Origin of the sequence: Pandoraea oxalativorans (assembly GCF_000972785.3) — a bacterium.
GTDB lineage: Bacteria > Pseudomonadota > Gammaproteobacteria > Burkholderiales > Burkholderiaceae > Pandoraea > Pandoraea oxalativorans.
Window position 1 is genome coordinate 387,800 of record NZ_CP011518.2, and the last position, 13,714, is coordinate 401,513.

General features: G+C 66.1%; 5 protein-coding genes. 1 reads left to right on the forward strand and 4 read right to left on the reverse strand.

The window, feature by feature from the left end:
- Positions 1–72: 72 nt before the first annotated feature.
- The 4 genes from MB84_RS26385 to MB84_RS26400 form a co-directional block, all read right to left on the reverse strand.
- Positions 73–1,953, reverse strand: a complete 1,881-nt coding sequence (locus tag MB84_RS26385; protein WP_157123042.1) for a hypothetical protein — start codon at positions 1,951–1,953, stop codon at positions 73–75.
- Between the two features lie 549 nt (positions 1,954–2,502).
- On the reverse strand, positions 2,503–3,021 hold the full coding sequence (locus MB84_RS31850) for a DDE-type integrase/transposase/recombinase (protein ID WP_425415925.1): 519 nt from the start codon (positions 3,019–3,021) through the stop codon (positions 2,503–2,505).
- Positions 3,022–3,239: 218 nt separating this feature from the next.
- Positions 3,240–7,580 (reverse strand): autotransporter domain-containing protein, encoded by a 4,341-nt coding sequence (locus MB84_RS26395; protein WP_084010130.1) that lies wholly within the window; start codon positions 7,578–7,580, stop codon positions 3,240–3,242.
- A 1,092-nt stretch (positions 7,581–8,672) separates the two neighbouring features.
- The gene (locus tag MB84_RS26400; RefSeq protein WP_169835085.1) at positions 8,673–9,581 is read right to left on the reverse strand and encodes an EAL domain-containing protein; all 909 of its coding nucleotides are present in this window, start codon (positions 9,579–9,581) and stop codon (positions 8,673–8,675) included.
- Between the two features lie 3,350 nt (positions 9,582–12,931).
- On the opposite strand from MB84_RS26400, the gene MB84_RS26415 reads away from it, so the two are divergent.
- Positions 12,932–13,528 (forward strand): plasmid pRiA4b ORF-3 family protein, encoded by a 597-nt coding sequence (locus MB84_RS26415; protein WP_052653838.1) that lies wholly within the window; start codon positions 12,932–12,934, stop codon positions 13,526–13,528.
- Positions 13,529–13,714: the final 186 nt, after the last annotated feature.

Below are 13,714 nucleotides of genomic sequence, written 5' to 3' on the forward strand. Positions count from 1 at the left end.
AAATACTGCTTGAGCGCCTGCGTTAACTTAAACCAACCGGCCTCCTCGAAAGCCCGGGCGGTTCCTTTTGCGTCACGCTAGCGGCTGGTTACGCGGCGGCGTTGCCGAATCGTTAAGCGCAAATTTTCCGCTGTACCCGGCATTGACCAATGTGTAATCATCGTCATCGGTCACTCGCCAAAACGAAAATGACGACATCCGCGCGACCTTAAACCTGTCCCTTTTAATGGTCGTGCGGCCGAATCGCACCTCGCCGTGCTCGCAGAGCGGGGTCTGGGACGAGTAAAACTTGATAAAAGCGTTACATGGCACCTCCGGCCGCGTTGGGTTGCTGATGAAGATGGAGATTTGGCGCATCTCATAGTGTCCGTTCAAAAACTGAGGACCACCGTCGCCCTGAATGACGACGTGCTGCGACGCTTTCTCTGCGTAGGCGAGCGCTGCGAGCACGCCCCATGCACGCACGAAATCACCGCGAAACGCCTCCATAATCCGCTCGACCACCGCCTCGACCAAGCGTTTTTTCACCTCCGTTATCTGCTCGGCCACACTCAGGCCCGCTAGGTGGGGCGCTGGCGCGCACGTGTCAACCCTCCGCCTTGGTTCCGATAACTCGGCCGCCGACGCTGATCCCTCGGCCGTTTGCGCCCGCTCCTGGCGTCTTAACCTCTGGGCATACTCGAGCCACTCCGCCTTATGCGGGGACAATATATTGGCACCGCCCAGCGTGATGAAATGATGGTTGGTCATGCTGTACCGGAACAGATCGCCTCCTAGCGTGGCCTCTAGGTCCTCGAGCAGCGTCTCCCTCATTTGAGCAGCGAGAACGGCCTGAGTGAGATATTGGGCGGCAAAGCGATAGGTACACGACGCAGGCGCCAAGCGGTCCCCGGCACGAAGATCGTCCCCAGCGGTCAGTTGTCTCTTCTCTAGCAACAGGCTGGCCTGCCGGTCGGCTCTCGCCTCCCCGTTTGCCATGTAGGCTTCGAATTGCAAGTCCTCATCCAATAGATAGTTGTCGCGAAACACATGACCGTCTATGCTTTGATACTCAGCCACCCCGTTGTTCCACCAGCCGTAGTCTTGCCGTACCGACACGAGCAAGGCCGAACGATCGAAATCCTCGTCAAGGTGAGCGAGGTCGAGTTGCGGTGGGCGCTCGACGGCTGTCAAGCTGGCGAGAGCTTCCGCATGGCCCACCACCACCTCAACGCCCCGCTTGCCGAGCAGGCCCGCGAGCCGCGAGAGTACTTGCATAACACATTCCCAGAAACCGCTCGGCGCCCTCGGCACCTTGAAATGCATCCCCGCGCGTTGGACCAACTCGTCGGACGTGAGCAGAACGTCGCTCTCCAGTGAGCCACCCAGGCGCACCGCAGCGTGGGTAACCTGTGCTTCGAGCCGCCAAGTGTCGCCCAACCCCCCGTAACTGCACTTGGTCGAGAACGTCACCCCCAGGTCCACGACCTGCGTCAGCGCGTCACGCCCCTGCGCCTTGTACGTCGTCGTCTTGTGAAGACAAACTTGGGTGCCCCGGATGCTGACGTCCAGAGCTTGCTGATACGCAATTTGCTTGACATCCGGGAGGCTCAACAAGCTGTCCGCATTCAAGAACTCCGCGCAACCCAACTGGCGCGCGATAGCCCACGCCTGTACGTGTGCGATGTTTCCCGGCACGCCCTCGGCCACGAAGGCTGCGCTAATTTTCCTGATCATCTGCTCAAGCAGTTCGCTGCCGGTGCGGGGCGCCGCGTCAACAGCGACGGCGCTCTGCGCCGCGTGCACCCACACCCCATTCACACGCAGCCGGATCGGCACCGCCATACCGCCAAGCGAGGAGAAAAAGTGCCTGTCCATTTCCTCACAAACCGTGGCGTGGCTTTGTTCGCTGAATGAGAATCGATGATCTAGCGCCCGGTCCAAAACTTCCGTGGGCAGCCAAGGGCGGCTCACTCTCATGTTCGATATGCTGCGTTTGTCTGCGTCTCACGGACCGGCGTCATCGCGCCGGGGATGAGCGGCATAATGAGACCCCTCATAACGGCCCCGAAATGCGCTTTTAAAGGGCCTCAAGAATGAGGTTTCTGAACAGATTTTGCAACAATGTTTTCGCTGCTTACGTATTTCCGCGAACGTGATCGCGATCCGCCGAAATACGGGCACGGACGCCCCCGTTGCCGAGCATCTGCAGCGCGTTGCACGGGGAGGGTCAGGGGGTTCGTTGCAACGCGCCAAGGCGCCCGGGCAGACGCGGCGTAGCGAGGACACCCCTACGCCGTCATGGGGGCAGCGCGAGCCCTGCGCCCCGTCGCCAAAGCCGGGGGACGCAGCGCGCGTTTGTGCGCGGCGTTGCGCTCATAGCGGCACGTCGCGAACCGGTTCGCCATCTAAGCGGGGACCGAGGCGAAGCGCTGCTAGTGGCGTGCCGACGTGAAGCGGCGCATCACCTTCTGCCGCATCCGCGCCGGCCGATGCGACTTCTCCGCCCGGTGGCGCGCACCGTTATGCTGCCGGTGCGCAACGCTTAAGCCCGAGCTCGCGGAGGACCGCCGCGTCGCTGCGCAGGTTGTCCGTGACGATCACGCGCGCGTGACTCCAGCGCTTGAGCAGGCGGCGTATAAGCCGCTTCGCGGCGACCGGATCGCGACCGCATTGCCTCCGCACCTCCAGCGCAGCGCGGTGCTCGTTGACCGCCCCCCACCGCCCGTGCTCGTTGCCATGCGTCCTCACGATGCAACGTGGGGCCGCCTCCCCGGCGCGACAGATCGCAGCGCTCGAACACGCCGCGCGATGGGCCAGACCCCACAGCCTCGCCCCGCGCCATAGCACCTCGCGGGTCATCATTACCCCGGGCGGACAACAGCTCCTCGACCCTGCGCAGGGACAGCGGGCAACGGTCATACCGCCACCCCTCAGCCCCACCGCGTCGCGTCTGACGCCCGGCGCCAATCGGTAGCCCGTAAACGAAATCGGCGCGGCGAGCAAGCGCTGGGGCTGCCTGTGGATTTTTTCCTGGCGCATGGGATCCTCCGCCCACCCCACCCCCTGACCCTCTCCGTGCGATCGCTGAACCTGCGCATGCGCCTTAGAAAGCCGCGGCCGCCTTCCGCCCTGATGCTGGCTGCGGGGGCGCTGTGGGCTGTTCTTCGCTAGTGTTGACGGCGCAAAGGCCAAACTCACCGAGCGTGCGCCCCCGACGCGCTACGCCCTCGATTTGTCCAGAGGGGCGTACCCACCCACTAGAATCGGTAGCGCACGCCCAGCCGAGCGCCGATCGCTGAGACACCGTAGTTGTCCAGATTGGTCTGCGCATTGAGCTCGCCATAGACGGCCAATCGTTGCGTGACCTGCCCGTTGGCCCCCACGGCCACACGCACCGCCGCGCCGACGTTACCGAGGTCAAAGGCCGTCCCGGCCAGCACCGGAGTCGCCCCGTCAAGCCACGTGTACGACAGGCCCCACCCCACATACGGCGTCCACGACGAATCCACACCCTCGATCGGGTATGAGAAGCGTACGCCCGCCAGCGTCGTCCAGGCGTGGCTCGTGCCAAGCGCGACCGACACACCGTCCTTATCGGTCATGTCGCGCAAAAACATCGATTGGCTCATGACCTGTGCGCTCGTCTCGACCTGCCAGCCACTCGGCAGACTCACGCGCCGGCCCCCCTCGAGCGAGACGTCGAGGCCCGTGCCGTAGAGCGTGCCCACGTTCTTCGTTTGCCCATTCACGCTCGCGCGGTAGAAGTGGCCCGCCACAATCGCGTCGGCATACCAGCCTGACCGGTTTTCCCAGGTGGCGCTCAGCGCCAGACTTTGTGCCTGCAACGACAGCTTGCTTGGCATCCCCGCCCCGTCCTTAGGCGTCGCCGTGCTCGAGCCCACTGTGCCGGCGATCCCGACGCGCAGGCTGTCGCGCTCACCGATCCGATAACGCGCAACATTGCCACCAAACTGCACCGCTTCGCTGCGCTGGTTGAAATCGACCCCATAATTTTTCCAGGGCACGTTGCTGCCATAATCGCCGGTCTCAGCCATCACCCGTGCGAACCCTTCCGCACGCGCCCCCCCCCCCGCGCCGTCGGCTTGCCTGCGCATGTCGCTTAGCCGCGCGTGCAGGCTGTCCATGATCATCGCGCCATAACGCTGCAACGCCAACGGCGCCAACAGGTAAGCACCGGCCTGCGGCAGCACCATCGGGCGCACATCGGGATCCACCCCTGGCACGATGTTGCCGCTCTGGTCTTCGTAGGCAGTCTGCAAACGGTAGTCCCACAGCGCCGACGGGCTCGGCTCGGCCACGCCGTACTTCGAGCCCGGCCCGTAAGCGAACAAGCGGTACTGGTAAATGCTGCCCGGTGCAGCGACGTAGGAGCGATCGAGTTGGAACGCACTCATGGCCGCATTGCCGCTCACCTGCACCAGCGAAATGCCTTCATCGGCGTGAAACAAATTGTCGAGGCGCATATTGCTGTTGCCGCCGGTGCCTTGCGTATTCAGATGCAGGGTCGTCACCCCACTCACGTTGCCCGCGATGACCAGCCGATCCGTGAAACTGTTGGACGCGCCCCCGGTATTGAGGAAGGTGTTCAGCGTGACGCTGCCTCCCCCCTGGTAGTTGCCGTTCACCGACAGCGTATAATATGGCCCCGCCTTAGAGGCGGCCGGTTGCTGCACAAACGCAACGCTGCCGAGGTTGGACAGATCGTTCACGCTCGCGTTGCCGGTCAGATTCCAGGTGGTGCGCGCATCGGCCAGCGTCAGATTCACTTCGCCCCCATTGGACTGATTTACCCGCCCGCTGAATGTGGTGCCCCCGGCCAGCGTCGCATCGACCACCGTGGTTTTGCCCCCTCCGTCGGCGGTCATCGCCCCGCTCAACGTGGAAGCACTGGCATTGAAAACGCCCCGCCCCCCTGCGACGATCGAATATAGGTCGCCATCGCCCGCGACCACCACGTTCGACAGCGTGACGCGCGTGCCGTCCGCCGCCGTGATGATCGGCGCGCCCGTCGCGTTGGTGATCGTCCCGCCGCCAATCGTAAGTGCGCCCTGCTGCACCGCGAGCCCCCCCGTGAACGTCGCGCTGCCCAGGCTCAGGCTGCCCGCTCCCGCTTTGGCAAACGCCGCGTTGCTGCTGACCCCCACCACACTGCCCAGGCTCGCCGTGACGCCATCGTCAACACTCACGCTGCCGTCGCTGTAGAGCTGCACCATGCGGCGCGACGCAAAGCTCCACGGTTTGCCCGGCATCGCGTTCGAGATCTGCAGCTCACCGCCCATCAATCGGATTTCGCGCGAGATTGTCGTGTCGCCCAAATTCGCATCGCGCGTCACCTGCAGGGTGCCACCTCGAATCTGCGTCGCGCCGACGTACTGATTCTCGCCCGTCAGTTGCGCGGTGCCGGCGCCCTGCTTGATCACATACACGCCCGCCCCCTTCGGGCTGGCACTGCTCCCAATTTGGTACGCGACGCTCTGCCCGCCGATCACCACCAGGTTGTCGTTCACCCCGATCACACCCCCGCCAGCGCGACCATCGAGCACCGTAATGCCCCAGTTCGCTGCGGTCTGCGGTTGGCCCGCATCAAACGGGACGTTATTCGCCGACAGGTCAAGCCAGCCACCATTGATGTGGAATGTCCTGACGAACTGCGTGGTGTCGCCCACCTCGGCTACCGCGAGTACGCCGCCGTTAAGATAGACGTCGCCCCCGAATCCCCACGCACTCGCGCCCGATAACACCTGCGTGTTGGTGCCGCTTTTCGTCAGAGTGCCCGTGCCGTTAATCGCGCCGCTAAAGGTGTAGGCCCCCGCCATCGGCTGACTGCCGCCCAGGTTCAGCGAGCCCGCTCCGAGCTTGACGGTGCCCCCGCCCTCCAGATAGCCGAGGGTGAGCGGCCCCGGATGCGCCGTGGCGTCCAGCATGCCCGCGGCGGCCCCCCCCGCTGCCGCGTCAAGTCTTACCACGGCGTCGGGCGCCGACGCCGTGCCGCGAAACTGCACGGTGCCGCCGGCGGTGGCCCACAGCCCGTTGCCGTTCGTCGATACATCGTCGGCCAACGTAATCGTGCCGCCGCTGCCGGCCTTCGCGCCCCACGTCAGCGGGTCCGCACCGGTGCCCGCCAGGCGCGCGCCCGCAGGACTGGCAAATACCGCACCGCTTCGCAGCGTCAGGCGCCCACCGTCGTGCGCCTCGAGCAGTGCGCCACTCGCGACGCTGAGATTGGCCAGCGACAGCCCGTTACCATCGAGCGTGTAGCTACCGGCACCGCGCACCGAGAAGGCGTCGGCATGTTGGCCTTGGGTGGTAATCGACGTGCTGGGGTCCAGAGTGAGCGTCACCGCCCCTGCCGTGTCGGGCTCGAGCATCACGCCGGCCGTCGCGTCGGCCTGCGTCGTGACTGACAGGCCCGCCTGGCCGCGCAGCGTCCCCGCGCGCAGGTGCAAACCATAGGCGCTCGCCCCCGTGGTGGTGATCTGCGTTTGCCCCGGGTCTACCCTCCCGCCCGTCAACTCGATACCGTGCGCACCCGCGCCATGCGTGGTGATGGCACTCTTTGCCATGGCACTGCTGGCGCCGAGCGTGGCGATCCCCGCGCTGACGTTTAGGCCCTTGCCGCCGGTCGCGTCCACCAGGAGGTCCGTGCCGGTCAGCGTCGAGCCCGCACCGCTGAGCACGATGCCATCCCCCTTCAGCGACTGCACCGTGACGCCCTTAAGTGTCACGCTCGCATCAGCGGCCGCCGCAATGCCCACACCGCCGACGATGCGGCTGGTGGCGTCGGTGCCCATCACCGTGAGCGTCCCGAAGTTCACGTCGGCCCCGCGGCTCACGCTCGCGACCTCGACGTCCACGTGCCCCCGGAGATCCACCACCGAACGCGGCGCGACCGCAACGCCGACAATCCCCTCGGGGCTCGTTCCATTTAGCGCACGCACCGTGATGGAGTTGTCCGAGACCAGCGTGCCCCCATTTCTGGCGTTCAAAACACCATTGGATGCGCCCGCCGTCCCGTAGCCGGACGCGGTGATCGCAGTGACCCCATGAAACGCGACCGACGCGCCCGCCCCCCACGCCGTGATCGCCTGCGAATCAAATCCGGCGATTGAGCCCGCGAAATTCGAGTTCACATTCACCGTGGCGGTGTGTGCCGGATCCTGGGCAAACGCATATAGCAGAGACGCGCCCCCAATTCCCGCCGCCGTCGACCTCACCAGGGTCGGACCATTGAGCGTCACACTGATGGAATCGCTAGGGCCCGTCACCGTGTCGACAAAAATGGCGTTCTGCGTATTGACGGTGAGGGTGTTATTTCCGGCGGCCACATAATTGCCCACAAAATTCAACACCCACGCCCCGGTGCTGCCAGAGCTCACGTCGACACAGGCCCCGGCCCCCAGATTGGCGTTGGTCTGCGTCGTCGTGGCGCACTGCGCGAGCGCCGTCTCCGGGCCCGCGGCCATGCAACCGATCCCCGCCAATGCCCGCACTAATTGCTTAATCCGCCAGGGACGACAGGCCCGCGCTTGCTGCGTTTGCTGCGTTTGCTGCGTTTGCTGCGTTTGCTGCGTTTGCATTAGGATTATCCACTCTCAAAAAATAGAAAACAGCCTGTGAACGCCCAGCCGTGCAATGACGACGGGCAGCCCAGGCTGCCGATCCGATCGGCGGGAGTCTGCGCGGCCCGATCCGGCGCGCGGGCTCCCGGCCCCACATCAGAGCGTCTCGCAGTATGCTAACGAACGGCGCTGCCAGCGTGCGTGCCCCACTGACGTCGCTCACTGCGTTCCGTTTTTCTTCGGCCAGCGCCGATCCTGCGAGGCGGCCGACGCTTGCTCGCCGCAGCGCTGCCTCGGCGAATGTGCGCTCACCGCGCGTGGCGCTTGCGCTGTACGCGTCGCCCCGGGGGGGCTCTTGCCGTGAGCTAACGAAGCCATCGCCGAGACCGCGATGCCGACGCCTTCGGCTCGCGAAGCGCTCACCAGACGCCTACCCCCCGGCCCGCCCCTGCGCGACGCGACACGACACGCGCGCGGGTACCCCACAGGGGACACGGCCCGGGCGACACCACGACGCGCGCGTCGCCGCGGGAAAAACGCCCTGCATGGCCGGTGCGCACCGTGGCGGCGAGACCACCGCGCGATGCGCCTGGTCGCGGCCGGGAAATGCAACTCCAGGAGAGACGTGTGTTGCAGGACTGTCCCGGGCCGCGCTCCGGCGTGCGAAAGCCGGTTGCGCCCAAGCAGCCGCGACCGCGATCTTCTGCTTGACCATGCTCGCCCGCAGACGCTTGCTCTCCCCTGTGCGCCAGGATAGCGACGCTGCCCTACCCTGTCACCCAGGACAAATCACCGTGCCACGTGCCCGGTCCCGCGCATCCTTTCCCTAGCGCGCCTCATCCGCCATGGGACGCACGCTTAGTGCTACTAATAAAACGGCTTTGTCGGCGTGCGCCCGCAAATATCGCAGCTAGCCCAGCGCACTGCGCTGCGGCACCGCCTCGCGATAAGGAGGCAATCAGCTCCCTGCGTGTCCATGGCAGGGCGCGCGCGACGTCACAGAAGGCCAAGTGCCGGACAAGCCGGCGGCGTTCGCAGCGCGCCGGATGACGCAGCGATCCTCGCCCCTTAACGGCGACGCTGGCGGGCTTACGGTGATACCGTCTGCACTCAGCGCCCGTGAAACAGGGTGGCCAGCTCAAGCGGCCGGCCAACGTGGAAGCCCTGCACAAACGGAGCCCCGATATGACGGGCCATGAGCAACGCCTGCTCGTCCTCGACGTGCTCAACGATGAACAGCCGGGCGTGCTTTTGCGCCGCAGCGATGACCTCCATCAACGCGGCCCTTCCCTGAGCGCTGTGCTTAGCACCGGTGACCAGCGGCCCGGCGATCTTCACAAAATCACTGCCGCCCAGCGCGGCCAGCGTGTCATCGCTATGGCTGGCACCGAAGTCGTCGACCCCGACTCGGCATCCCAGTTGCCGAAGTTTCGTCGAAAACCGACGGCAATGGCCCGGCATAGGACGCGCCGTTTCGGTAATTTCGACGATCAGGCGCCGTGCGACCAGCGGCGACGCCGCGAGCTGTGCGAACGTGGAGTGCCACCACGCGTCCTCCACGGCGCTGCCCGCCGAGATATTCACGCCCAGCACCAGCTGCGCGTCCTGCGCCAGAAGCCTGATCGCACGCTGTGTCATATCGCGATCGAAGGCCCGCATCAACCCCAGCTTCTCGAGGCTGCCGATGCGCATCTGATGCGCCACCGACGCGCCCGAATCACGCGCACTTATCCGGGCCAGACACTCATAGTAAAAAACCTTGTCTGGGGCCCCGGCTTCGCAAATCGGTTGCAACACGGCCCGCACCCTTCCTTCGCGCATCGCGTCGTGGACGCTCGACGCCTGATCAATATCCCGCTGGCACGCGAGCTCAGGGCCCGTCGGCATGCAGGACGGCTCGCCGTTACGCGGCGCGTGCGCCTGCGCATCCCCGCCCCCGTGAGGATCGACCCAACGGGCGCTGAGCGCCGCGAGCGAGTGCACACCGCGAGCGGCGGCGTGCGCGCCGCTGAGCTCCATGACTAGCGCCTCGAGCAGCCCGGCCCGACCGCGAGCGCCCTCGATGCTCGCCTGCGTCAGACCGTGACGCCATTCCACCGAAATTCGGCTCGTCCCTCGCCACGCAATTTGCGCGCCGGCCAAACGCTGGCGCACGCGCGCAAACACCGCCTGGCCAATGTGCGCCCACGCCGTAGGGCCGAACGCCGCGAGAATCTGTGCGCGATTGACCAGGTCGATTTGCGCAACGTACCTCCCCGACGCTGGCGGGTGCTCAGTATTAGGCATGCTTTGCGTTCTCCCCTAGGAGTCGCGACGGCGAACGGGGCGCCAGCAACGACTCGCCCGTTGCGCCGGCCCTTGCTTGCCTGCACGACGGGTACACTCGATCCGCGAATGACGTGTGTGAGTCGGCACGAGACGAGACGGACAGTCTCGGAGGCGCTGCCGGGTGGGCTCTGCCGCGAAAGCCTCGCTCTTGGTCTTCGCGCGCCCTTGTCGAAAGACAAGCCCAGTCGACCAGGAAAATAGGGGGCAAGGCAACGTGAAAAATCATCGGCCACGGTCGGTCAGGACAAATCCCGTGTTTCGCACATGACGCGTCAAACGTCATGCCCGTGCCCGCCCGGACGAACGCATGGAGCCCGAAACGAGCCGGCACGCCTGGTGCACCTTCCCTGCGAGCCTTCGTTGCCCCTAATCCTCACGACGCTGCCCGGGTGCCACGTGCCATCTTGGCACACGTGGCACCGCGCTCCGCTTCCTGAGCGCCTGAGCGTATCTGCAGGCGCGCGTCGCGCTCACGCGCCAATATACCGAAAGTACGCGTGCCGTACTGCACTCAATGCAGAAATTCTTCGTCTCAGCGTTCCTGTCTCATCGCCTACACGCAGTGGGCCCGCACGCGTCGCTCACCGCTGGCGCCCGGGCCACCATCAACACCCCGCGCATTGAAGCGGTGTCACACCCCATGGCCGCTGCGTCCTGCATCGTTATGGACGGCTCAACCCCGGCCGCAACCGGCTGCCTGCGCTCACCAGGCTTGCCGCCCTTGCCCCGGCCCACCGGTTGCGCGGGGCGAACGGTGCGAAGCTCCCCTCAGTGACCCGCCCCCGGTGCGGGCGCGCCGCCGTTCGCGGGGGTGCCGCGAGTGGGCGCTGAACGCGTCCCCGCGCCGTCCACCGTCTTTTGCGGCGCGATGCGAACCACCGCGCCAGACCGACGTCGCTCCAAGGCGAGCCTGCCGGGGTTGCCGGCATACCGGCCGGCGGCGCCGCGACGAGATCCTGCCCGCCTTGCCTGCCGGCCAGCGCGAACCACGCTGCAGGCGACACTCGCCTGACCGACATGCGTTGCCCGAGTGCCACCCGGCCGGTCCCGCCCTTCGCCCGGCTGCCCCCGTACACGCTGCTCGCGCGCTCTCGTGCAGGCCCGGCGTCGGCCGCCGCGTCCGACCGACGCCGGCGACGCTCACCAGCACAGTGCGCCGCCCCGCGCGGAGCGACACGCCGCGTTTATCGCGCGTCGGTCCGCGCGTCGGTCGCGTTATCCTACGCGGGAGGCTCGCCCCGCGCGTTCGAAAAGCGGCGGTTCCTTCCCGATTTTGCGCGCCGCTCGGGGGCCCGACGATTCCGGTCAGCTGAATAGGGCTCAAGCAGCGCGATCACGGCATTTTCCGCACAGCATTCCGTGACCGTGAAAGATACCTATGTCCGCGAATGCCGGTTTTTGCCGATCGCTCTTGCCAGCTCGAAGATGGGCTCGCGCGAAATTCTGCCGTCAGGCCCTGGTCCGTGGGCATCCGCCAGGCGGTCTGTGCCGCCGGTGCCGGCCCCGTCCCCCTACATGGATGCCACTGTCCCGGGGTGGCTGCGCTGTGCTTCGGTCGTGCCCCTGCCGCCGGCGCTTGACTGCGGTTGGCGCGGGCACGCATTGCGGGCGGCGACCCCGGGCCAATTTACCGCTGCGGCGGGCGCCCCGCAGCCAAACTCGCGCACTTCGGTCTGACGGCGACGCCCCTTCTTTGTTGACGAACCGCTGCGTCAACTGGGCGCGGCGATGGAACTGGCATGGCGCTTGAGCCCCTCATGGGCGATGCGACTCGGGCCGGCGGCGGGCAACGCCTGGGGCTCGCTCACCCCCCGCGGTTCGAGCTGCGGATCGCCGCGATTCTTGTGCGGCGGGCGCCGCCTGTGTCGTACCATTCGTTGCCTAGGTAAAAGCGCTCGCGCGCCCAGCCCATCACGTGTCCGGCCTGACTGACATTACTGAGCGGGCAGGCTAACTCGAGCCTCCCGACGTTGGCGTGGAGGACTTTCCGGCCTTGCGTCAGGCCGAACTTCTTGCGGTTCGGGGGCCGCAACGTCGCCGCAACTGTTGCGACGAGCAACGCCGCCCCGCGGAGCGAGACGGACGACGGTCAGATTTAGCTGAGGCTATTCCACCTGACACCGGCAGAATATCGCCGCGCTACCGAATGTTGTGCGGCCACCGGGGCCGAGAGTCGCCCGACACCAGGGCTGCGAAAAAACCGGTCAGCTCCCCTCTCTTGGATGACGTCTGAGCGAGGTATTTCAACCGGCGGCTAGACGTTCACCGTCCAACTTCCGGGGCCCACTTGATGAAGTCGCAGCGATCACTCTGGACACCGCAGACACCTTTGTCCATGCGGCGTTCAAATCACACTTACCGCTCTCGCGCCGCTGGCGGCAGCCTCGCCGGCGCAAAAAACCACTCGCCACTGCGCCCCATGATGCGCAAACCAGGCCCGCTCCCACCTCCCGCCATTCCATGCTGCGTCGTTCAGCCCGTGAATCGCCTGCAAGGCCATTAGCCATCCCTGCTGCGCTCCGTCTCCCGATCGTCCTGCGTGCGCAGCGCCCGAGCCCCGGTACCTGGCGACGGCGCCGCTCATCCATGGCCGGAATGTCAGCACGCTTAGCTTCGGTTCGTCCGCCACCGCTGCAACCCTGCGGCTTGCGCGCTGCAGGGCCTTCGACAGCGCCTACTCAGTGTACTCAACAGCATGCTGTGGCGATGTGGCGGACGTCGTGGGCCAAAATCGGACTCGGTGAGCTCGGTCAGCTCGTGGGGCGATTTAACCCCATGCATCGCGCGGCCGCTGAGCGCGAGCCACCTTGGCGCAGGCGACCGCGCTTGCCGGGCCTGCCGGACCACGTGCCCGCCGCGCCCGACGCTTCCCACCGTCAGGGAGTACAGCGGCCTCAATCCGGTCGCGGTGGCGCGCGCCCGCTTGCCGCGTCTGGCGGCCGCTGCGCTCACCGCCGCCATGACGTGCGGCCCTCCGATGCATTGCCCCGCTTGCCGCGTGGGGCGATAATGCGGCTAGCTTCCCCTTCCCAGGAGTCCAGATGGCGAAATCGTTTCAGCGCTTTACCCTACACGTTCAGCTTGAGCATATCGAGCCACCGATCTGGCGCCGCATCGAGGTGGAAGGCACCGAGTCGCTGCGCAAACTGCACCACATTCTGCAAGCGGCCTTTGGCTGGGAAGATGCCCACCCGTACAGCTTCGTGGTGGACGGCACGACGTATGCGAGGCCCGACGTTGATGACATGCCGCACTCTGCAGATCCCCCCACCCTGGCCGATGACCGCAAAGTGCGACTGCACAAGATCCTCAAACCCGGCGCGCAGCTGCGCTATTGGTACGACTTCGGAGACGGCTGGGAGCACGCCATCTTCGTTGAGACAATGGCAACCATCGAGAGCGAGCCATGGGGCGCGGCCCAGATCGTGGAGGGGGCGCGCGCCTGCCCGCCGGAGGATGTCGGCGGCCCGCCAGGTTACGAAGCGTTCCTGCGCGCGCTACGCCACGATCCGCAGGGCGACGAGGCAGCCCAATACCGCAGCTGGGTGGGTCCCGGCTTCGACGCCGAACAGTTCGATCTGCGTGCCGCCAATGCCACATTGCGCCGCATGGCGGCCAACCGTTGGGGCAAACAGTAACGCCCTTCGCTAGCTTCTTTCTTGCGGTGCCTCCGCTCAAGCGCGGGTCTCGCAAAACGCCGCCCTAATGGATCGGCGCAGGGGGCGATCCCCCTAACGCACGAGCGCACCCGCGCGCTTGTGCCGATGAACGCGAGCACCCGCAACGGCCCAACCCGCCGCGCCGGAAAGCCGCCCCCCGGGCCA